The organism is Cellulosimicrobium sp. SJTW-1, assembly GCF_047716875.1.
GTDB lineage: Bacteria > Actinomycetota > Actinomycetes > Actinomycetales > Cellulomonadaceae > Cellulosimicrobium > Cellulosimicrobium funkei.
In genome coordinates, this window is the sequence record NZ_CP136680.1 from 3383595 (window position 1) to 3405791 (window position 22197).

At 69.1% G+C, this 22197-nt stretch carries 17 protein-coding genes; 7 read left to right on the forward strand and 10 right to left on the reverse strand.

All coding sequences use genetic code 11. The features are described 5' to 3' along the window. Positions 1 to 326: 326 nt before the first annotated feature. From RSE42_RS15205 to RSE42_RS15235, 7 genes are read left to right on the forward strand one after another with little or no spacing between them, the layout of a single operon-like run. Positions 327 to 1526, forward strand: a complete 1200-nt coding sequence (locus RSE42_RS15205; RefSeq protein ID WP_368666456.1) for a glycosyltransferase family 4 protein — start codon at positions 327 to 329, stop codon at positions 1524 to 1526. Further along, positions 1523 to 3271 (forward strand): glycosyltransferase, encoded by a 1749-nt coding sequence (locus tag RSE42_RS15210; protein WP_415296927.1) that lies wholly within the window; start codon positions 1523 to 1525, stop codon positions 3269 to 3271. Before RSE42_RS15205 ends, RSE42_RS15210 begins: the two co-directional genes overlap by 4 nt. Next, positions 3268 to 4263 (forward strand): LCP family protein, encoded by a 996-nt coding sequence (locus RSE42_RS15215; protein WP_415296928.1) that lies wholly within the window; start codon positions 3268 to 3270, stop codon positions 4261 to 4263. The genes RSE42_RS15210 and RSE42_RS15215 overlap by 4 nt, the downstream gene beginning before the upstream one ends. 9 nt (positions 4264 to 4272) lie before the next feature. Further along, positions 4273 to 5199 carry an ABC transporter permease gene (locus RSE42_RS15220; protein ID WP_114552864.1) on the forward strand — a complete coding sequence of 309 codons (927 nt, stop codon included), beginning with the start codon at positions 4273 to 4275 and terminating at the stop codon, positions 5197 to 5199. Beyond that, positions 5186 to 6121 carry an ABC transporter ATP-binding protein gene (locus tag RSE42_RS15225; protein WP_415296930.1) on the forward strand — a complete coding sequence of 312 codons (936 nt, stop codon included), beginning with the start codon at positions 5186 to 5188 and terminating at the stop codon, positions 6119 to 6121. Before RSE42_RS15220 ends, RSE42_RS15225 begins: the two co-directional genes overlap by 14 nt. Next, positions 6118 to 7245 carry a non-hydrolyzing UDP-N-acetylglucosamine 2-epimerase gene (gene wecB / locus RSE42_RS15230; protein ID WP_415296932.1) on the forward strand — a complete coding sequence of 376 codons (1128 nt, stop codon included), beginning with the start codon at positions 6118 to 6120 and terminating at the stop codon, positions 7243 to 7245. The genes RSE42_RS15225 and wecB overlap by 4 nt, the downstream gene beginning before the upstream one ends. 14 nt (positions 7246 to 7259) lie before the next feature. Next, positions 7260 to 8426 (forward strand): nucleotide sugar dehydrogenase, encoded by a 1167-nt coding sequence (locus tag RSE42_RS15235; protein ID WP_415296933.1) that lies wholly within the window; start codon positions 7260 to 7262, stop codon positions 8424 to 8426. Between the two features lie 90 nt (positions 8427 to 8516). On the opposite strand, the gene RSE42_RS15240 is transcribed toward RSE42_RS15235, so the two are convergent. From RSE42_RS15240 to RSE42_RS15285, 10 genes are all read right to left on the reverse strand, one after another. Next, positions 8517 to 10337, reverse strand: a complete 1821-nt coding sequence (locus RSE42_RS15240) for a hypothetical protein (protein WP_415296935.1) — start codon at positions 10335 to 10337, stop codon at positions 8517 to 8519. Positions 10338 to 10347: 10 nt separating this feature from the next. Next, entirely contained in the window at positions 10348 to 10974 is a 627-nt protein-coding gene (locus tag RSE42_RS15245; RefSeq protein WP_415296937.1) for a hypothetical protein, read from the reverse strand. Beyond that, positions 10974 to 12977, reverse strand: coding sequence for a glycosyltransferase (locus RSE42_RS15250; RefSeq protein WP_415296939.1), 2004 nt, complete (start codon positions 12975 to 12977; stop codon positions 10974 to 10976). Before RSE42_RS15250 ends, RSE42_RS15245 begins: the two co-directional genes overlap by 1 nt. A gap of 10 nt (positions 12978 to 12987) precedes the next feature. Beyond that, a complete protein-coding gene (locus tag RSE42_RS15255; protein ID WP_415296941.1) occupies positions 12988 to 13335 on the reverse strand; it encodes a hypothetical protein in 348 nt (115 codons plus the stop codon). A 76-nt stretch (positions 13336 to 13411) separates the two neighbouring features. Beyond that, the gene (wecC, locus tag RSE42_RS15260; protein WP_415296943.1) at positions 13412 to 14677 is read right to left on the reverse strand and encodes a UDP-N-acetyl-D-mannosamine dehydrogenase; all 1266 of its coding nucleotides are present in this window, start codon (positions 14675 to 14677) and stop codon (positions 13412 to 13414) included. Between the two features lie 8 nt (positions 14678 to 14685). Further along, entirely contained in the window at positions 14686 to 16593 is a 1908-nt protein-coding gene (locus RSE42_RS15265; protein ID WP_415296945.1) for a glycosyltransferase, read from the reverse strand. Between the two features lie 101 nt (positions 16594 to 16694). Further along, the gene (gene manA, locus RSE42_RS15270; RefSeq protein ID WP_415296947.1) at positions 16695 to 18044 is read right to left on the reverse strand and encodes a mannose-6-phosphate isomerase, class I; all 1350 of its coding nucleotides are present in this window, start codon (positions 18042 to 18044) and stop codon (positions 16695 to 16697) included. A 9-nt stretch (positions 18045 to 18053) separates the two neighbouring features. Further along, positions 18054 to 19529 (reverse strand): NCS2 family permease, encoded by a 1476-nt coding sequence (locus tag RSE42_RS15275; RefSeq protein WP_137281497.1) that lies wholly within the window; start codon positions 19527 to 19529, stop codon positions 18054 to 18056. 85 nt (positions 19530 to 19614) lie between these two features. After that, positions 19615 to 20355: a hypothetical protein gene (locus tag RSE42_RS15280; protein ID WP_415296949.1), complete on the reverse strand. Its 741-nt coding sequence runs from the start codon at positions 20353 to 20355 to the stop codon at positions 19615 to 19617. Positions 20356 to 20395: 40 nt separating this feature from the next. Continuing rightward, on the reverse strand, positions 20396 to 21910 hold the full coding sequence (locus RSE42_RS15285; RefSeq protein ID WP_415296951.1) for a sugar transferase: 1515 nt from the start codon (positions 21908 to 21910) through the stop codon (positions 20396 to 20398). Between the last annotated feature and the right edge of the window lie 287 nt (positions 21911 to 22197).

Here is a 22197-nt window from a genome sequence, read left to right on the forward strand (position 1 = left end):
CTACGGCGCGCGACCTGCTTCGACGGCTGTTTCGAGCGCCTGCGCCGGCCTCTTCACCCTCGGTGCTCGGCCGTCTCACGACTTCACCACGTTCCAGAGCGGTACTCTCGTACCGCTCAGTTCCAGGAAGGCACCGGCGGAGGGCGCGCCCCGGAGAGCCGTCGATCGCAGGGGGCGACATGTCTACGAGTGCGGCACGGCACGCTCGCGCGCGCCGTCGACCGGCGCCCCGACCGCGGCGCCGGGACCGGCACGACCACCTCCTCCTGGTCACCCACCACTACGAGCCCGAGACGGGCGCGCCGCAGCGCCGCTGGGGTGCACTCGTGCCCCGCCTGGTCGGCGCGGGCTTCCGCGTGACCGTCCTCGCTCCGCCCCCGCACTACCCGGCCGGCGTGCTCGACCCCGAGCACGCGCACCTGCGCCCCGGGCTCGTCCAGCGCGGCCGCCACGGCGAGCGGATCCTGCGCGTGCGCTACCGCGAGCACTCGTCCTCGCTCGTCTCCCGCACGGCTGACCACGTGGTCGCGGCCGCCCACTCGGTCGTCCTCGGGTGGCGGCACCTGCGCGCTCGGGCGCACCGCCCGACCGTCGTCGTCGGCACCGTGCCCGGCATCCCCAGCATGTTCGCCGCGTGGGCCCTGGCCCGGCTCTTCCGCGCCCGCTTCGTCGTCGAGATGCGCGACGCGTGGCCCGACCTCATCCGCCCGGCCGGCGTCGTCGCCGACGGCTCCGGCCGTCGGGCGCGGTCCGCGGTGGTCGCGCTCGCGCACCGCGCGATCGTCCGGCTGCAGACCCGCAGCGACCTCGTCGTGACGACGACGGAGACGTTCGCCGGGGTCGTCGAGAGCCGGGGCGCCCCGAACGTCGGGGTCGTGCGCAACGGCACCGCGTTCACCGACCGCCTCGCCGACAAGGTGGACGACGAGGTCGACGCCCTGCCCGACGACGACGCCCACCCCCTGGGCCCGGACCGGCCGCTGCGCGCCGTCTACGTGGGGACGATCGGCCGGTCGCAGGGTCTCGAGGTCGTCGTGGAGGCCGCCGCCGCGCTCGCCGCGCGGGGCGTGCCGCTCGAGGTGCACCTCGCCGGCACGGGGGCCGACGTCCCTCACCTCAAGGCCCTGGCCACGACGCTCGGCGCACCGGTGACGTTCCTCGGTCGTGTGCCGCACACGGACGTCCCCGCGCTGTACGCGTGGGCCGACACCGTGCTCGTGTCGCTGCGCGACTGGGAGCCCTTCCAGTGGACGGTGCCCTCGAAGCTCTACGAGACGATGGCGACGCGTCGGCACGTCACGGCGTGCCTCGCGGGCGAGGCCGCGGAGCTCGTGCTCTCGCTCGAGGCGGGCGACGTCGTCCCGCCCGGGGACGTCGAGGCGCTGGCCGCGCTCTGGGCCGGCTTCGTGGCCGCGGGCTCGGTCCCGGAGATCGGTCCCGCCGCCCAGGAGTGGGTCGCGCTCAACGCGGACGACGACGCGCTCGCCGCCCGCTACGTCGAGCTGCTCGACGGGCTGCGTCGATGAGGGCGGCGGCACCGCGCGACGCCGTCCGCGCCCTCGTCCTCGCGCTGTCCTTCGGGGCGCGCGCCGTCGTCGACGACCCGGTGTGGCTCGGGATCCAGGCCGCACGGCGCGCGCCCGCCCCGGTCCGGAGCGGCGTCGTCCGCCTGCTCCTCGTGGCGCGCGACCCGTCCGCGCGCCGTGCGCTCGGCCTCTTCCTCGACGGCTCCCCCGACGACGCGGCCCGCACCGTCGCCGCGGTGCTCCGCGCGCCCGGGTCGCGGCTCGCGCGCCGCGTGGCCGCCGAGGTCGCCGTCGCGGTCGGCCACCCCGAGCTGCTCGACGGCGTCCCCCACCCCGGCCCCGCCCGACTGCGCGCGCTCTGGCAGGCGGGCGACGTGGACGCGATCGAGCGCGCCACGGCGTCCGGCCGCGGCGAGCGCCGCACCCTCCGCGCCCTCCGCGCCCAGGTCGACGCGCTCCGGCCCGACCCCCCGACCAGCGGGACCTCGCCGCACCCGGCGCGGGGCGACGTCGGGCAGCCGCGGGTGCTCCACCACCTGACGAACTCGCTCCCCCACACGCAGAGCGGGTACACGCTGCGCAGCCACGCGATCCTCCGCGCGCAGCACGAGGACGGGCTGGCCGTGGCGGCGACGACGCGCGGCGCTTACCCGGTGACGATCGGCGTGCTCGGCGCACGCGCCGCGGACGTCGTGGGCGGCGTGCGGTACGAGCGGCTGCTGCCCTGGGTGCTGCACGGCGACCCGGCGCGGCGTGCCGAGGTCGAGGTCGACCTGCTCGTGCGTGCCGCGCGGAGGTTCGCGCCCGACGTCGTGCACGCCACCACCCCCCACACGACCGGCGCGGCGGCGCGCGCGGCCGCCCGACGCCTCGGCGTGCCGTGGGTGTACGAGGTGCGCGGCCTGCCCGAGGAGACCTGGGCGGCGTCGCACCGCACGCCCGACGCGCGGCGTGCCGCCGAGGCGTCGGACCGCTACGCGCTGATCCGGGCCAAGGAGACCGAGCTCGCGCTCGCCGCGGACCATGTGGTGACCCTCAGCGAGACGATGCGGACCGAGCTCGTGGGGCGCGGCGTGCCGGGCTCCCGCGTCACGGTGGTCCCCAACGCGGTGCCGACGTCGCTCCTGGCCACGACGCACCCGTCGCCCGACGCCGCCCGCGAGCGCCTCGGCATCCCGGCGCGCGGGCCCGTGGTCGGCACGGTGAGCAGCGTCGTCGACTACGAGGGTCTCGACACGGTCCTGCGCACGGTCGCCGCGCTCCGGGCGGACGGCGTCGACGCGACCGCGCTCGTGGTGGGCGACGGCGTCGCCCGCCCCGGCCTCCTCCGCCTCGCCGACGAGCTGGGCCTCGGCGAGCACGCGATCCTCCCCGGGCGCGTGCCGCGCACCCTCGCCACGACGTACCTCGCGGCGCTCGACGTCGTCCTCGTCCCGCGCCGGGACGACCGCGTGACGCGCCTCGTCACCCCGCTCAAGCCGGTCGAGGCGATGGCCGTGGGCCGCCCGGTCGTCGCGAGCGACCTCCCCGCGCTGCGCGAGGCGGTCGGCGACGCGGGGCGCCTCGTGCCCGCGGGGGACGTCGCCGCGTGGACCGCCGCCGTCGCGGACGTCCTGGGCGACGACGACGCACGTCGTGGCATGCTGGCGCGCGGTCGCGAGCTCGCGACCACCAGGACGTGGGTTGCGAACGCGGCCCGGTACCGCGAGGTGTACGCCCGAGCACTGGCAGGAGGAACGCGATGAGCACCACCCTCCTGCGCCGTACCCTCGGTGCCCTCGTCGCGACGGCCCTGCTCGCCGGCTGCACGACGGCGGCGCCGGAGCCCGCGCCGTCGGCGACGAGCGCGTCCCCCGCGCCGACGCGCTCCGCGGCTCCCAGCCCGACGCCCACGCCGACAGGACCGGCGGACCCGCTGCCCGAGGGGCCGGTGAACGCGCTCCTCGTCGGCACGGACTCACGAGACCCGGCCGACCTCACGGGCAACGCCGACACGATCCTGCTCGTCCACGTGCCCGCCGACCGGGAGAACCTGTACCTCGTGTCCTTCACGCGCGACATGTGGGTCGACATCCCGGGGCTCGGCGAGGGGAAGATCAACGCGGCGTTCTCGCGCGGCGGGACGGACACGCTCGTCCAGACGGTGTCCGGCCTGCTCGGCGGTGCGGAGATCGACTACGTCGTCCAGTCGAACTTCGCGGGGTTCATCGCCCTCACACGCGCGCTCGACGGGTTCGAGGTGGACAACCAGCACGCGAGCACGGTGACGGTGCAGAGCACGGGACGCGTCGTCGACTTCCCCGAGGGGCGCATCACGCTGTCCGGCACGGACGGTCTCATCTACGTGCGCGAGCGCAAGCGGCTCCCTCTCGGCGACCTCGACCGCACCGAGCGCCAGCGCGCCGCGGTCGTCGGGATGCTCGACCGCATCGCCGAGCGGGCGGACGAGCCGGAGGTGCTCGCCGAGCTCGTGCCGATGCTCGTGCGCAACGTCAAGATCACCGGCGACCTCGACGTGGACGACGCGCTCGCGCTCGTCCCGCTCGCGGCCGAGCTGGAGCGCGAGGACGTCGTCGGGCTCATGGTGCCGATCACCGGGTTCGGCGACAGGGGCGGCGCGTCGGTCAACCTCGTGGACGCGGAGCAGACCGCCGCGCTCGGCGACGCGGTGCGCACGGACACGCTCGACGAGTACGTCGCGACGTACGGCACGGCGTACGCGCCGACGGGATCCTAGGATGCCGCGATGACCGGAGAGACGAGCACCACCGAGAGCAGGTCCCCTCGCGGGGACCTGTACTCGATGCTGTTCGCGGGCCCGCCGTCGACGACGGAGGTCGTCTCCGCGGGACGGCTCACCCGCGTCGGGGCGCGCCCGCCGCTCGGCGTGTACCTCGGTCAGCTGTGGAACCGCCGGCACTTCCTGTGGGCCGAGGCCCGCGCGAAGGTCACGAGCGGGACACGCGAGAACCTGCTCGGGACCGTGTGGCTCGTGCTCAAGCCCGTGCTCGACGGGCTGACGTACTTCCTCATCTTCGGCCTGCTGCTGAAGTCGTCGCGCGGCATCGACAACTTCATCGGCTACCTCATCGTCGGGGTGTTCCTCTTCTCGTTCACGACGAAGGCCGTGACGGGCGGGGCCAACTCCATCAGGAACGGCCGCAACCTCATCCGGGCGTTCTCCTTCCCCCGCGCCTCCCTACCCATCTCGGTGATCCTGCGCGGGATGCTCGACATGATCCCGGTGCTCGGTGCCATGGTGGTGCTGCTCGCCGTCATGCCCCCCGCCGAGGTGTTCACCTGGCGCGTCGTGCTCGTGCCCGGCGTCCTCGCGCTCCAGGTGCTGTTCACCACCGGCCTGGCACTGCTGCTCGCGCGGTGCGTCGCCGTCGTGCCCGACCTCAACCAGCTCATCAGCTTCGGCATGCGGCTGTGGCTCTACGGGTCCGCGGTGTTCTTCTCCTACGACCAGTTCATCGACCACCCGACGGCGCTCGCCCTCATGGAGGCGAACCCGATGTTCATGGTGCTGAGCATGGTCCGCGACTGCCTGCTCTACGGCGTGACGCCGGCGCTGTCGTCGTGGCTCGGGCTGGGCGCCTGGGCCGTCGGGACGCTCGTCGTGGGGTTCCTCTTCTTCTACCACGGGGAGGAGTCCTATGGCCGAGCTTGACCCCTTCGCCTCCGCAACCGTCGCGGTCCAGGACGTGCACGTGCGCTACCGCGTCCCGTCCACGGACGCGGCCGAGCGTCGGCGCTCGAACCGGCTCGTCCGGGCCGCCAAGACCGTGCTCGGCCAGCAGCCCATGGTGCTCGTGCGGGCGCTCTCCGGGATCTCCTTCGTCGCGCGCTCGGGCGAGCAGATCGGCCTCGTCGGCCAGAACGGCTCCGGCAAGAGCACGCTCCTGCGGATCATCGCCGGGCTCGAGCGGCCCGCCCGCGGGCGGGTCCTCGCCGAGAGCACACCTGTCCTCATCGGGGTCAACGCCGCCCTCGTGCCCGACCTCTCGGGAGAGCAGAACGTCCGGCTCGGCTGCCTCGCCATGGGGCTCACCCCCGAGCAGACGGAGAGGGCGATTCCCGACGTCGTCGAGCTCGCCGGCCTCGGCAAGTCGATCTACCTCCCGATGAAGACGTACTCCTCGGGCATGGGGGCACGGCTGCGGTTCGCCATCGCGACCGCCGCGAACCCGCACATCATGCTCATCGACGAAGCCCTCGCCACCGGCGACGCCGCGTTCAAGGAACGCAGCGAGGCCCGCATGAACCGGCTGCGGGAGAACGCCGGCACGGTGTTCCTCGTGAGTCACGCGGCGCAGACCATCGAAGAGACGTGCACGCGCGCGATCTGGCTCAACTACGGCCGTCTCGTGCTCGACGGCCCGGCCGAGGACGTCGCGCTGCGCTACCGCAAGTGGGCCTGGGCGATCGCCAAGGAGAAGCCCGACGAGGCGAAGAAGATCATCGAGGACGCCCTCGCGGAGAAGACCGAGACGCACGTGCAGGTGGAGGAGTCCCCTGGACGCAGCTACCGCCCCCGGCACGTCCGGGGACACGGCCGCGACGCGGCCGCAGCAGAAAAGGGGGAAGCATGACCGCTCGCATCATGACCGTCTACGGCACCCGACCGGAGGCGATCAAGGTCGCTCCCGTCATCAAGACGCTCGAGGAGAGCCCCGACTTCGAGTCGGTGACCGTCGTGACCGGCCAGCACCGCGAGATGCTCGACCAGGTGAACGAGCTCTTCGGCATCGTCCCCGACCACGACCTCAACGTCATGAGCCACGGGCAGACGCTGGCGCAGATCTTCGCGCGCGTGATCGAGGGCCTCGACCCGATCCTCGAGAAGGAGAAGCCCACCGCCGTCATCGTCCAGGGCGACACCTCGACCTCGACGGCCGCCGCCCTCGCCGCGTTCTACCGGCAGATCCCCGTCGTGCACCTGGAGGCAGGTCTGCGCTCCGGGAACATCCAGTCCCCCTTCCCCGAAGAGGCGAACCGGAAGATCACGACTCAGATCGCCGCCCTCCACCTCGCTCCCACCGAGACCAGCCGGGCAAACCTTCTCGCCGAGGGAGTGGACGACTCCACGATCGTCGTCACCGGCAACACCGTCATCGACGCGCTGCTCACCACGGTCGGCAAGGAGATCCCCTTCACCGACCCGCGCCTCGAGGACCTCGCGGCGTCGGGGCGGCGCATCCTCCTTGTGACCACCCACCGCCGCGAGAACTGGGGCGGCGCGATGGAAGGCGTAGGGCGAGCGCTGGCCCGCATCGCACGGTCGTTCCCCGACGTGGAAATCGTCCTCCCGGCGCACCGCAACCCCGTCGTGCGGGAGGCCGTCCTCCCCCAGCTCGAGGGCATCGAGAACGTCACCGTGACCGAGCCGCTGCCCTACGGCGAGTTCGCGCGCCTGATGGCGCTCTGCGCCGTCATCCTCTCCGACTCCGGTGGGATCCAGGAAGAAGCACCGAGCCTCGGCAAGCCGGTGCTGGTCATGCGCGACAACACCGAACGGCCCGAGGCCCTGGAGTCAACGCTCGTCCAACTCATCGGCACGGACGAGCACAAGATCGTGGCCGCGGCCGCTGCGCTCCTGCAGCAAGACCACTCGTCGAACCCGCCCTTCACCAGCCCCTACGGGAACGGCCGGAGCGCCGCGAAGTCTCTCGTCGCGCTCCGGGCCATGATGCGCTCCCTTACCAGCCATCTCTAGAGAAAGCACTCACCGTGAAGATCGCCATCGCCGGGACTGGATACGTGGGACTGTCGAATGCTGTCGTCCTCGCACAGAATCACGACGTAACCGCTGTCGACATCGACGTGGACAAGGTTGCGCTACTCAACCGGCGCCAGTCTCCGATCGAGGATGCCGAACTCGAGGACTACCTCCACAATCGACCCCTCCACCTGAGCGCAACCACAGACGCACAGAGCGCGTACGCAGCAGCAGACCTCGTCGTCGTCGCAACTCCGACCGACTACGACCCTGACACCAACTACTTCGACACCTCGACAGTCGAGAGCGTCATCGACCAAGTGATCACCGCCAACCCGGGGGCGATCATCGTGATCAAGTCGACCGTCCCTGTCGGTTTCACCAAGCGCCTACGGGAACGTCGGCCTGGGGTCGCGATCCTCTTCTCACCGGAGTTCCTCCGGGAAGGACGGGCGCTGTACGACAACCTCCACCCCTCTCGGATCGTCGTCGGGGATCGGGGCGAGCACGGGAAGTTGTTCGCCAATCTCATGCTCCAGGGCGCAGTGGACAAGGATGTTCCCGTCCGACTCACCGACCCAACTGAAGCCGAGGCGATCAAGCTATTCGCCAATACATATCTCGCGCTTCGCGTCGCCTACTTCAACGAACTAGACACTTACGCCGCCACCCACGGTCTTAGTTCCGCACAGATCATTGATGGAGTCGGCCTTGACCCGCGAATTGGCTCACACTACAACAACCCCTCATTTGGATACGGTGGATATTGCCTGCCGAAGGACAGCCGCCAGCTGCTCGCGAACTACGAGGACGTACCTCAGAACCTAATCGCCGCTGTAGTCGATGCCAACACTACGCGAAAGGACTTCATTGCCGAGGACATCCTTCGCCGCAGGCCTCAAGTGGTCGGAATGTACCGTCTCATCATGAAATCAGGCTCGGACAACATCCGCGCGTCATCCATCCAAGGCGTCATGAAACGAGTCAGGGCCAAGGGCATCGAAGTTATCATCTATGAGCCCACGCTTAAAGATGCGGCATTCTTCAATTCTACCGTGGTGCGCGACCTCGATGAGTTCAAGCGACGGTCGGACGTCATCGTAACAAACAGGCGCTCGGCTGCTCTACATGATGTGATCGAGAAAGTCTACACCCGCGATCTCTTCGGACGAGACTAGTGGATGTCAAGACCGCGAGTCCGCAGCCACCACAATTCACGAGAAGCTGCGTCAATCAGCGGAGCACTGGACAGGGGTTTCTCACCACGCTTAGGAAAGCGGCCAGTTCACAAGCTTAGGTCCCCGTTCGGGCCGCAGCCAATCCGAACCGACCATTTGCGCCAAAGTCGCCAGATGCCAATGCACAGTCGGGTACCTGACTGGCTCCTGAGCCAGGTATTCCGTGAGCTTCCCCGGGTCAAAGAGTTCGTCGAGGATCGCCGGCCGGCCTGCCACGAGGCCATGCACCGCCGCGCGAGCTCGCGGGGACGAAAGCCGCTGCCAAGCGAAGGACTGAGTGCGAGCGTCCCGAGCCATCGCATATCGCCGCGCCCAAGCGTCCCGCTCGTCCGCGTCCCCAGACGAGTCCGGCCCCTCTAGCTCAAACCGCCACCGCGCGCCCTCGATCGGAACATCGCGCAGACGTGGCTCCAACGTCGCAATGACGTCAAACATGAGGCGCTCGGACCAACGGTGCTGGGCAGGGATTGCTCGGACGAGACGGACGAATTGGTTGTCGAGCAGAGGATCGTAGAGATAGCGCCGGAACCGCGAGCCGGAACGCCGCGCCGCAACCCAGCGTGCGTTACGATGGAAATAGTAGAAATCATCGATTGCAGCATGCGGATCTGAGCGAGCCAACTCGATCAAAGGCGCGACGAGCGCTCTCGCCGCTTCATTACTCGGCCCGGTGAAAAAGGCTCCTCCGGCTAGTGCGTTCTCGATGTGGCGAGCAGCGTCGGTCGACGAGATAGAGGCTGCACCCGGCAGCACCAGCCCTCCTCGCGCGATCTCCCCTCCAACTCCGGACAGCGACGCTTGGCTTACCAAAGGCCCGTAGTCCTCGATATCGTCCCAAGCCGACACCATGCCGTCGAATACATCGAGCACCCGCTCGATGCGGGCGGACGGGAGCTCCCCGAATCGCGACACCCCGTCAAGAACTCCAGGTGGAGACGCACGCGTATGCTCAAACCCAAGAATCGAGCTGATTTTCTGCGCTATGACCACATCCGGGTCGTTCTCAACACCGAGGGTGGAAGAGTGGACACTGAAGTCTCCTCTGGCACTTAAGGCAGCGGCCAGGATTCTGCTGTCACGACCTCCTGTCAAAGTGAGCTTGACAGGGTCCTTTGGCACGCAGTTGAAAGCACTCACCAAAGCGTCGGAGGCAGCAACAACGTGGCCCTTCCAGCCCTCTCTCCCCGGAGCGATATCCCGAAGTTGTCCATCATCATAGCTCGCACGTCGGGTGTACCATGGATCGATACGAAGAAGCACAGACGGCGCGAGAGCATCTATACCTGCGAAGGGCGTATGCTCACCTGGAAAGTAGCCAGCAATCGCAAAGTGTCGCATGCCGCGAAGGTTCCAGCGAGGAGCGGCACCTGATCGTTGCGTAAGTATGCTCGCAAGCGTCGATGCCCTGCTTGAAACTAGGTGCACGCCGCTCATTCCAGTCCTGTAGAGCATATTTGAAGCCGACGCATCCGTGCACGCGGTAACCCCGAAATCGCCCACGTGGATGAGAGAGAAGCATCCCGGGAGCGATGTAGCCACGCTATCCAGCGGCCGTTTCGCATCCAGGGCATGCTGGAGCGCTTCGCAGTCCGTATACCCCGCGACAGCAATAGTCGAGCCGTCCGGCAATGGCTGAACGATCGACCCTGGCCCGTCGTTCGACACTCCAACGAGAAAAGACCTGTCGTACTGGCAGACTTCGATGTGCAAATCGTCGTCTCGAGTCGGGAACGATGCACGCAACGCCGCGCGCGCGGCGACGACAATTCCCTGGAGTACGCCCTCTGCGCCGGCTCCCAATGCCGACGAATCGAGCACCCCGGCAACGAATATCTTCAACTCCGCACCCACCTCGCCTCAGTCACGATAGGTTCTCAAGTTCGAGTCCCAAGCCCGCTGCAGCGAGCAGGGGCCGCGCACGCACGATCCGAGTCGAATCCTCCGCGTCGAGAACTAGTGTATCGGCCGAAAGATCTTGTGCGAAAACAACTCCTGCGGCCAGAAGTGTGAGCACGTCCTCTCTTCCAGTACTCAGCGCCGACATAAGACGTGCGTTGCTAGCCACAATTAGAGAGTTTCGCGTTCCGACCGCACCGGAAAATTCCGAGGACGGGACGAGTTGTAGTGTTGGACGACGCTCGAGTTCATCCAGCGATTCAGACGCAGTCCACCGCACGCGCACCCTGTTTGATCCTTCGGGAATTGCCTTCGGATAGTATTCGATGGGTTCGGGGTAGGCGCGGATCGGGCTAAGGTAATCTACGAGAGCCCCCGCCATTGCGGGTGAGATCTTGTTCGGGAACTTCACAGGACCACTACAGTACCTGCCGAACGCCAGTATTGCTGCGGCTGCAAGCCTGTCAGGATTAAGCGACTGCGGTTTACGCTCGAACCATAGACCCTCCAGATGTGGAGTACCGTCGTAATCCCCAGGGTAGGCTTTAATTCCGTGCGTGCCCACGTACTCACTAGAGAACTTAAATTCCATCAGTGCCCTCCAGATTGTCCGGTCAGCAGCCGAACGCTATCACCAAATCCATCGCGAAGTATGATGCGACCGCCCCGTCGAACGCTGTTTGCAATGGGCGTGCTACGTGCCGGTTCAGATAAAACTAGGTTCTTACGTCGCCCGCCAAAATCGAAGCGAGCGGGGTCTGCCTTACCAGCTGCGGTGCTCCGTTCGTCTTCGATCGCCAGCACCGAAGGCTCGCCCTTTAGATGATACGAAACCTCGAACATGACCGACTCATCGCTCGCCCCCGCTGGGACTGGCAAGAGCCAATGCGATGTTCCCGACACCCTTAGTCGCAGCAACGTGTCCCAACCGACATCCCGAAGTATGGCGTAGTTGTGGCCTCGGAATTGTAATGTTCCAGCCGCTCGGACATCTGCCGAACCTTGAGGAACAACGACCACCCGCTCAAAGCCAAAGTCCGGCAGGAACGCGAGGACATCTCTAGGATACCTTCGTTCCGTGCGTGGTTGGGGGTAGCTATTGCTCTTCTCTTCGGCGAGCTTTCTTGACGCCCAGTCACTTATGGAGAAATCAAAGAATGCTTTTGCACCCAAGGCCGTCTGCCGCTGGCTGTCCGTCGAAATCGAACTGATCTGGTCCGGATGAAGTCGACGGAGGAGCACTAGATCTGCAGCGTGTCGGAGCTTCACACCGCTGCGGAGCATCCGGAGAGCAACATCGTTGTCGACACCAGCCCTCAGGCGCTCGTCGTACCGGATTGACTTCAGCACGTCAGTCCGAACGGTCCAAGTACCGTGCCCCGGTGCGCCGCCAGAATCGTGAGCGGTGGCAGCAGTGAAGTGCTTTGAGTGGATTGTCGCCAGTGAGCGCGACCCGCATTCAAAGTTCATGAACGATCCGAAGGAGCCCAAATCGCCCTCGCGTAGGGATTCCAGTTGGACCGAAATTCTCCACGGTGGGACAATGTCGTCATCATCGAGCACCGCGATGTAGCGCCCGGCCGCCAGCTCGGTTCCAATGTTACGGACAGCCGCTACCCGGCTGTCCGCGGGCGCCTCAAAGTAGCGCAGACTGGTCCCTGCTCTTGCCTCGATCAGGGCACTCAGCCCTTCGACAACTTCACGGTTCGCGCTGCTAGGGCCGTCCGATACGACAATAACTTCGATGTCGGCGGTCGTTTGGTAGAGGGCAGAAGCGACAGCGTCACGGAGCATTTCCGGCCGCCCGTGGGTTGCAATCACGAAACTGACACTAGGTGCGCTCAATGGGCTGGGCCCGTGCCACGCGCCCACGTTTCGAACAACCGAGGTGTCCTCGTAGACAATCTTGCGGTTCGCGTTGACATCCGCCTCTGCGCCCGCGTCGACGGCGGCCGTCTTAGACGACGGGTGCCACACGTGAAATAGCCGCGCCTCCGGTGCCTCGATCCAGTTGACTGGCATCCCCGCTCGCCGCATTCTGTTGATGAGATCTATGTCTTCTCCGCCATAGGTCTGCATCCGCTCGTCCAACCCTCGGACGATCTCGAACGCCTCACGCGTTGCAGCGACGAACCCACCCATTCCCCACCGAGGTCGTAGCCGGGATCGCTCGTCCAGGGTGCGCCACGTGTAACGTGCGTTGACAACGTCCGCCACAGCGATCCCCGCGGGGAGATCTCGACACTGAAGAAGGGACACCGCGTTCGGCCGTCTCCGGACGGCACCGATGACTTCGGTGACCGTAGTGGGCGAGACAACCATGTCTGCGTCCGTGAATATGAGCAACGCGCCTTTGGAAACCGCGATGCCGGCGTTGAGTGCCCGTGACCTAGCCCACACGGCCGACTCGGTATATACGTACACCGCACCCTCACGTGTACACAGTTCTTCAACTGAGCGGGCGTCATTTGAGCCGTAGTCAGAAACAACTACTTCGCCTGAATGCTCTCCGATGGCCGCGTACATCGACCTTATGCACATGGCGAGGCGGTCCAGACCCCAATCGCGGAATCCAATGATGATGCTGACGTCCATCAGTTTCCCTTCAGAGGATTCGCTCGATAATTGCATCTTCGCCGTAGACTCCGGAGTTGAGTACGACAAACGCTTCGCTCAACGCGTCGCTGGGTTTGCTGATTCTATTCCACATGACGAGACGCACCGTAGGCGATGCGCCATCAACGTTCGCTTGGAGCGTTGGTGTAGCGAGCCAACGTTCCCCGATCTCGCGTAGATATACGTAGGGCAGGCCGTTGGACGTCGAGCGCGTCAGCAGTTTGCCGCCGAGGGGTTGGGGATGGCATCCGACAAAGAACGCCGCCACCGAGTCGTCGTCCTTTGTTGCGCGCGCCAGTATTCGAAGCTGTGGTCGTTCCGGCCGGTCCGGGTTCACGTTCAAAGCGAATGTCTCCCCCCAAGCGAGCTTTGCCCGGCTACGTGCGCCCGAAAGGAGTCTCCCGTGAACTGACCTACCCACGCGCCTCTCCTCCCAGCGAGAATCCATTCGAGGCGCGCAGCACGAGACTCCCTGTACGTTCGTGCGCCTCGATTAGGCTCTGCAGTCTCGTGTGCTCGACCAGCACCACCATTAGACAGTCTTCGGCCTTAGGTGCTACGTTATGAAAGAGAACGTTTCGTCGCGCCGCCAGCGTGTCGGGAACTCTAGTGATGTGCGGGTCGTAAATGTTAATCGTAAGCTCAGGACGTTGAGCGGCTACCCGATCAATCACCTGGATCGCTGGTGAATTTCGCAGATCATCTACGTCGGGCTTGAAGGTCAGGCCAAGCGCGGTCAAGGAACGCGCGTTTTGCGAGAGTGCCGCAGCCGCGATGTTCCGAGCAACGACCTCCGGGCGCTCGTCATTTATTCTGCGCGCAGTAGAAATGAGTGGCGAGTGCTCGGGTGCTGCTGCAACCACAAACCACGGGTCCACCGCAATGCAGTGTCCTCCTACGCCAGAACTTGGCGAAAGTATGTCCACGCGCGGATGGTGGTTCGCAAGGCTGATGAGTTCCCAGGCGTTGATTCCCAGATTGTCGGAGATCAACGCAATCTCGTTCGCAAAAGCTATGTTGACGTCGCGGTACGAGTTCTCCACGAGCTTCGCCATCTCGGCGGTGACCGCGTCGGTGAGCAGGATCTCGCCCTGGCAGAACACCTGGTAGAGCTCCTTGGCCCGCTCGGCGGCGTCTGCCGTCAGACCACCGACGATGCGGTCGTTCGTGACGAGCTCGATCATGACCCGGCCCGGGAGCACACGCTCGGGGCAGTGCGCCACGTGGATGCGCGCGCGTCCCTCGGAACCGTCGAGCGACAGGTCGGGGCGCGCCGCGAGGATCCACTCCGCCATCTGCTGCGTCGCCTGGGGCGGGGACGTCGACTCGAGGATCACGAGGGCCTCGGCGGACAGGTGCGGCGCGATCGCCTCGGCCGCGGCCTGGATGTAGGAGAGGTCCGGCTTGTGCCCGTCGGTGAACGGGGTCGGCACGGCGACGATGAAGGCGTCGGCCGGCTCGGGCTTCGTCGTCGCACGCAGCGTGCCCTGGGTGACGGCCCCGGCGACGTAGGTCGCGAGGTCGGGCTCCACGAAGGGCACGTCGCCACGGTTCACCGCCTCGACGGTGCGCTCGTTGATGTCGACCCCGATGACCTCCACGCCGTTCGACGCGAGGATCGCTGCGGTCGGGAGGCCGATGTAGCCGAGCCCGACGACGCACACGCTGGTGCTGCTCATGTTTCCCCTTAGATCAAGGCGTGCCGGTCGGCACGCCCGTAGAACTGAACCTCACCGCTCGCGAGCAGCTCGGCGTCGGACACGTCCCACGTGTGTGCCGCGCCCGAGCGCACCTGGACGAAGTTGTACCGGTCCGCGGAGAAGACCCGCGCCCCGGCGTCGACCGCCGACCGGAGGAACCCGGTGTCCTCGCCCCGGGCGACGGACTCGAAGGGCACCCGCTCGGCGAGACCGCGGGTCGCGACGATCGTCGGGCCCATGACGAAGTCCGTGTACCGGTGCTCCCGCTCGGCGAAGCGCAGCAGCGTCGCGTCGAGCGACGCCACGTACAGGTAGTGCGCCTGCTTGCCCACCACGTCGGCGTCGGAGTAAGCCAGGGCGTCGAGCTGGTCGGACAGGTAGTGCTCGCCGTACAGGTCGTCGTCGTCCATCTTCGCGACGACGTCACCGTCCGACGCCGCGACGAGGCGGTTGAGGCACTCCCCCAGCGGCACGTCCTCACCTGCCGTGAGGAGGACGAGGTCCTCGACCCCGGCCTCCTTGGCGCGCAGCCGCACGTCCGCCTCGTCCACGGCGAACCCGTGCGTGAGGAGCGCGAGCTGCACGTCCACGTCGCGCTGCGCGCCGACGGTCCGCAGCACGTGGTCGAGCTGGCCCGGGCGGTTGGTCGAGACCAGCGCAGACACGCTCGGGCGGGCGACCGTCCCCGAGTCGGCCAGCCCGACGTCGTGCAGCACGCGCTGGACCCGCGCGCCGTAGGTGTGCTCGCGCCAGATGCGGCGCTGGCCACGGTGCGTCGCGCGGTCGCGCAGCTCGGGCGAGCGCACGAGCGCACGGATCGTGTGCGCGGCCTCGGCCCGCTCCCCCACGACGAACACCTCGTCGGGCGGGAAGAACTCGCCCACCGCCGCGCTCGGCGTCGTCACCACGGGCGTCCCGCACGCCGTGATCTCGAAGACGCGGCGCGCGCACATGCTCGGCGAGTCGACGACCGAGTTCACGTTGAGGAACACCTTGTACTCGCGGTACGCGGTGAGCATCCGGTCGTAGTCGAGCGACCCGACGACGCGCGACCCGAACGGCTGCGGGAACTGGTACCGCTCGTCCCCGCCCTGGAACCGGGAGAAGATCTCGAGACCGTTCTTCATGCGCGGCGAGACGTCGACGGCTGCGCCCAGCAGCAGGTCCATCTGCGCCCGACGCTCCGGGTACTTGTGCGCGAAGTACATGCCGCCGAACGCGACGTCGCCGGACGGCCCGTCTCCGTGCGCTCGCACCGGGTTGTGGATGGCGGGCTGCGCCCCGAACGCGAGGACGCCCACGCGGTCGTGGCCCAGCCGCTCGCGGTACGCGTCGACCCGCCCGACGTCGGTCGTGTACACGTGGTCGAACAGCGCCGCCGCGTCGAGGAAGTCCTCGAAGTGCGCGGGGTCCTCCTTGTTCCAGAAGACCGTGGGCACGCCGAGCTCGCGGCACGCGGCGACGAGCTCGACGAACGCGGGGCGGGGGGCCGAGGTCCCCGTGAGGTGGTACTGCCAGGCGCCCCCGTTCCCGTTCCACGCGGACTCGACGAACAGCAGGTCCAGCCCGGGGCGGCCGTCGCGGTCGCGGTCGAGCTCGTCGCGCCACGACGTCGGGGTGAGGGCGACCTGGTCCCACTCGAACCCGAAGGCGAGCCGGGAGAAGTCGTCGAGGATCACCCCGACCCGCAGGGTCGGGCGGGCGGTCGCGCGCTGCGAGACCGTCCAGGGCTCGAAGGTCACCCCGTGGTCGGAGCGGATCGCGCCCGAGGAGCCGCCGAGCCGCGGCAGGCCACGACGGCGGAGATACGTACGGAACTGGGACAAACCACCCCGGCGGAGGTGCCAGAGGGCTCTGCGTGCGTCATCGAGGCGAGAGCCCCCCCGTGCGTCCATGCCACCGTCTCGTCCGTTCTCAGCCGGCGCTCACATCGCACTCCGGCCGCGCACATGGTACCCCTGTGCCGATACCGCCGGAACTCCGTCCCGGGCGCCGGTCAGGGCACGTACGCGACGACGACGTCACCCTCGCCGCGCGCGACGACGGCCCCCGTGCCGTGCGGGACGAACACGGACTCCCCCCGGACGAGCCGCGTCCCGGCCCCGGCGTCCGCGCGGTCGGCCGCGAGCGTCACCGCGCCGTCGAGGCACAGCACGACGCGCGGACCGGCGGCGGGCAGCGGCACCACGCCCGCGACCCGGCCGGCCCGGAGCGCGAACTCCGCGACGGGCGGGCGGTAGGCGACGAGGCCGGTGCCGTCGTCGACCAGCCGCGGTCGCGCGGCCGGACCGGGCGTGCACGTGGCGCACTCGAGCAGGGCGTCGACGTCCACGAGCTTGCTCGTCAGCCCGGCCCGCAGCACGTTGTCGGAGCTCGCCATGATCTCGACGGCGCACCCGGACAGGTACGCGTGCACGTGCCCCGAGGGGACGAACATCGACTCCCCGGGCTCCAGGGTGACGCGGTTGAGCATGAGGGACACGACGGCGCCCGGGTCGCCCGGGTGCTGCTCCGCGAGCGCGAGGACGGTCGCGTCGGCGCGGCGCGACGTGCGCCGGCCCCCCGGCGCGGGCACCGCCGGCTCGCGCTCGGCCCGGGCACGGACGGACGCGACGGTCAGCGCGAGGTCGGCCGCGACGTCGGGCTCTGCGCGGGCGTGGAGCGCGAGGGTGAACGCGTCGCGGACGCCCGCCTCCGTGGGGCGGGCGCGCAGGGTGTCGCGCATCCGTCCGGCGAGCGCGCCGTCGAGCCCGTCGAGCAGCTCGAGGATGCGCGCGGGCCGGCGGAACCCGGAGAGGCCCTCGAAGCGGGAGACCGCCACGACCATCTCGGGCTTGTGCTGGTCGTCGTGGAAGCTGCGCAGCGGCGAGTCGCGCGCGACGCCCTCCCGGTTCTCGCGGTTGAACCCGGCGCGCGCGAGGTGCGGGCGCGGGTGGACCTGCAGCGAGAGCGCGCGGTCGGCGGCGAGCACCTTGAGGAGGTACGGCAGCCGGGGTCCGTACTGGTCGAGGACGCGCTGGCCCAGCACCCCCACCGGGTCCGCGCGCACCAGGTCCGCGAGCGTCGTGCCCGACGCCGTCTCCGCGCCCGGGTGCGACGTCCCGCCCGGGCGGGCGCCGCCGTCGGGCACGACGCGCGACGGCGCGAGCGGGTGCGCCCCCATCCACAGCTCGGCCGCCGGACGACCGTCCGGTACCACCCCCAGGAGGTCCTGGATCGCCGACGTCGAGCCCCAGTCGTACCGCTGGACGGTGTTCTCCAGCCGGTAGAACGCGGACGGACGAGCGCCGGGGAGGGCGTCGTCCACCGACGCCTCCCCCGACCGCTCGTCCGCCGCGCTCGTCATGGGCCGAGCCTAGAGGCCCAGGGCGTCCCGGATGGGGCCGAGGAGGAAGTACACGACGAACATCGCCGCCGCGACCCACATCAGCGGGTGGATCGCCCGGACCTTGCCGAGCGCGAGCTTGATGAGCACGAAGGCGAGGAAGCCCGCCCCGATGCCGTCCGCGATCGAGTACGTGAACGGCATGACGATGATCGTGAGGAACGCGGGGATGCCGATCTCGACGTTCTTCCAGGAGATGCCGGCGATCTGCGTCATCATGAGGAACCCGACGAAGACGAGCGCGGGCGCCGCGGCCTCGTACGGCACGAGCGCGACGAGCGGCGACAGGAAGGTCGCGAGCAGGAACGCGATCCCCGTGACGACCGACGCGAGGCCCGTGCGGGCACCCTCGCCGGCACCCGTCGTCGACTCGACGAAGCTCGTGTTCGACGACACGGACCCGGCACCACCGGCCGCGGCGGCGATCGAGTCGACGACGAGGATGGCGCGCGAGCGCGGCGGGACGCCCTCGGCGTCGTTGAGGCGCGCCTCGGCGCCGACGGCGACCATCGTGCCCATCGAGTCGAAGAAGTCCGCGAGCAGGAGCGAGAACACCAGCAGGATCACGGTGACGGTCGCGATGTTCTGGAACGAGCCCAGGAGCGAGAACTGGCCGAGGAGGCCGAAGTCCGGGACCTGCACGACGCCGTCGAACGTGGGCGCGTTGAGGTTGAAGCCGTCCGGGTTCGAGCCGTCGGGGGCCTTCGCCCCGATGTGGAGCGTGTTCTCCAGCACGACGGCGAGCACGGTCGCCGTGAGGATCGCCACGAGCAGCGCGCCCTTGACCTTGCGCACCCACAGCACGATCGTCAGCACGAGGCCCACGACGAACACGAGGATCGGCCACGTGCCGAGGTTGCCGAGCGCGAGGAGCGTGCCGCTGCCCGCGGTGACGAAGCCCGCGTTGACGAGGCCGATGAGCGCGATGAACAGACCGATGCCGACGCTGATGGCGGTCTTCAGCTCGAGCGGCACGGCCCGGAAGACGGCCTCGCGGAACCCGGTGAGCACGAGCACGAGGATGATGAGGCCCTCGATGACGACGAGGCCCATCGCGTCCGCCCACGTGACCCCGGGCAGCGACGCGATCGAGTACGCGACCACGGCGTTGAGGCCGAGCCCGGCCGCGAGCCCGAGCGGGAAGTTCGCGAAGACGCCCATGGCGAGCGTCATGACGCCCGCGACGAGCGCGGTGGCCGCAGCGATCTTGCCGAAGTCCGGCTCGGCGCCCCCGCCGAGGAACTGGCCCGTGCCGTCCTGGACGGTCCCGATGATCAGCGGGTTCAGCACGATGATGTAGGCCATCGCGAAGAACGTCACGAGACCGCCGCGGATCTCGGTGCCGATCGTCGAGCCGCGCTCGGTGATCTTGAAGAAGCGGTCGATCGCGCCGCGCGCAGGCACGGGGGCGTGCTCGTCCTCACGGACGGAGGTGGGGGTGGACATGGGGAGAATGCTGCCAGAACCGTGTGACCGCGCGGTAACGCGCCGGACACGGTCGGGCATCGCCCGCCGGGGTCGTCCGTGCACGTCAGGCCGCGCCGACGGCGTCGAGCGCCGTCCGGGGTGTGCTCGACGCCACGTCGGTCCGCCCGGGCGTCGCGGCGACGTCGTGCGCGCGGGGCGCCCCGTGACCGTGCCCGAGGGACTCGGCCGTCGCGAGGTCGGTGACGCTGCGGGGCGCGCCCGAGGCGAGCTGGACCGCGTGGAGCACGTCGAGGATCGCGTTCGCCCGCTCCCCGGCGGGGCCCGCGGGGACGCCGTGCACGACCCGGGCGGGGTGCAGGAGGTCGACGACGGCGTGGCCCGGCCGGTGCTCGTCGGGCACCCAGGCGACCGTGGCAGGGACGCCGTCCGCGGCGATGCACGCGGCGAGCAGCGCGGCGGTGCCCGCCGGGACGCGGGCCCGCCCGACGACGAGGTCGCCGGGGCCGAGGTGCGGGGCGAGGCCGTCGAGCGCGTCCCGCAGCGCCGCGACGCGCGCCGCACCGCCGGCGTCGGGCGTGGCCCCGGCGCCGACGCAGAGCAGGTGCACGCGCGCACCGGCGACGGCCGTGCGGTCGGTCGTCGGGCGCAGGCGCCCGCTCACGAGGCCGAGCGCGAGGAGCCGGGGCAGCCGCGGCTCAGCGGTCCTCGGCCCCGCGCGGAGCGCAGCAAGCGCAGCGAGCGCGCGCGGGTCCGGGTCGAGGAGCACGACCTCGTGCCCGGCGGCGGCGAGGCAGGCCGCGTGCAGGACGCCGCGGCGACCACCTCCCGAGACCGAGACCCGCACGACGCACCTCCTCCTGCCCGCCCCGACGTCCCGGCGGGCCTCAGTAGGCCCCGGAGCCGGAGAACACCGCGCGCGCCGTGCGCGCGAGGATGAGGAAGTCGCCGAACATCGTCCAGTTCTCCACGTAGTACACGTCGAGGCGGACGCTCTCCTCCCACGACAGGTCCGACCGGCCGCCGACCTGCCACAGGCCCGTGAGGCCGGGCTTGACCAGGAGCCGACGGCGGACCTTCGTCTCGTACTTCTGCACCTCGCGCGGGAGCGGGGGCCTCGGGCCGACGAGGCTCATGTCGCCGCGCAGGACGTTGAGGAGCTGCGGCAGCTCGTCGAGCGAGTAGCGGCGCAGCACCCGGCCGACGGGCGTCACGCGCGGGTCGTCGCGCATCTTGAACAGCAGGCCGGAGGCGTCGTTCTGCTCCTCGAGCTGCTCGACCTCGCGGTCGGCGCCCACGCGCATCGAGCGGAACTTGTACATCGAGAACGTGCGCCCGTTGCGTCCGACGCGCTCCTGGCGGTAGAGGACGGGACCGCGGCTCGTGAGCAGGACGGCGAGCGCGACCGCGACGAGCACGGGCAGCGCGACGAGCGTGATGAGGGCCGCGCCCGTCCAGTCCACGACCGACTTCACGGCGAACTTGGGCCCCGTGAAGCGGGGCGCGTCCACGTGCAGGAGCGAGACGCTCTCGGCGGGCGTGATGGTGATACGGGGGCCGGCGACGTCCGCGAGCTCCGCCGTGAGCATGAGGTCGACGCCGTACGGCTCGAGCTCCCAGCCCAGGCGGCGCACGACCTCGGCCGTGATGGCGTCCGAGCCGGAGACCGCGACGACGTCAGCGCCCACCCGGGTCGCGACCTCGCCCGCGTGCCGGAGCTCGCCGAGCACCGGGACGCCGTGGATCTCCTCGCCCGCCCCGAACCCGCCCGACGGGACGCACACGCCGACGACGCGGTAGCCCGACTCGTCGCGGGAGTTGAGGTCCCGGATGAGGCGCTCGGCCTGGTCGCGGTGCCCGATCGCGAGCACCGCGGACCGCATGCCGCCGGCGGCGCGCTGCCGATGGAGCCACTGGCGCCAGGAGTACCGCGCGAGGAAGAGCCCGGCGAGGCCGATCGGGAAGGCGAACGCGAGGTAGCCGCGAGCCTCGGGGAAGCGCAGCAGGAACGCGAGCACGGCGAGCACGGCGAAGAGCCGCCACGACGCGTCGAAGACCCGGTGATACTCCGTCGGCCCGCTCCCCATGACGCGCGGGTCTCGGGTGCGGCTGGCGACGAGGGACACCGCCCACGCCGCTCCGACGAGGAGGCTCAGCACGACGTAGGGCACGCGGGCCTCGCGGACGGGTTCGTCGGCGAGCTGCTCCCAGCGCAGGAAGTAGGCGACGAGCACGGCCACGGCGATCACGGCGAGGTCGGTCAGCAGCAGCCGGCGGCGGTAGGCGACCTCCCAGCCCTGCGCGGCGAACGCGGCCCGGGCGGCGCGGATGCGCGCCGCGGGCGACGCGGTGAGAAGGGTGCGCAGACCTCGTCTCGTGTCGTCGGTGACGCTGTGGGACATGCGTCCACCTCCGGTCGGCTCCACACCCTGCATGGCGACTCATCCTAGGTTCGAGAATGTGCGATAACGAGGGTTGACGAGGGCTTTCACCCGGGTGAGAAGGCGTTCCGGACGACGGCTGTCCGGAAGGTCCTGAGCCGCAGGATCCTGCGGTTGGCGCACCGGACTCGCAGGCCTCGGAGGAATTCACTGGACAGCTGTCCAGGTTCGGCGTTCCCCCGCACGCGACGCAGCGTGCGGAGAAGTCACGGAGGAGTGCCCGCCCGGATTCCGGGGCGGTTCGAGCT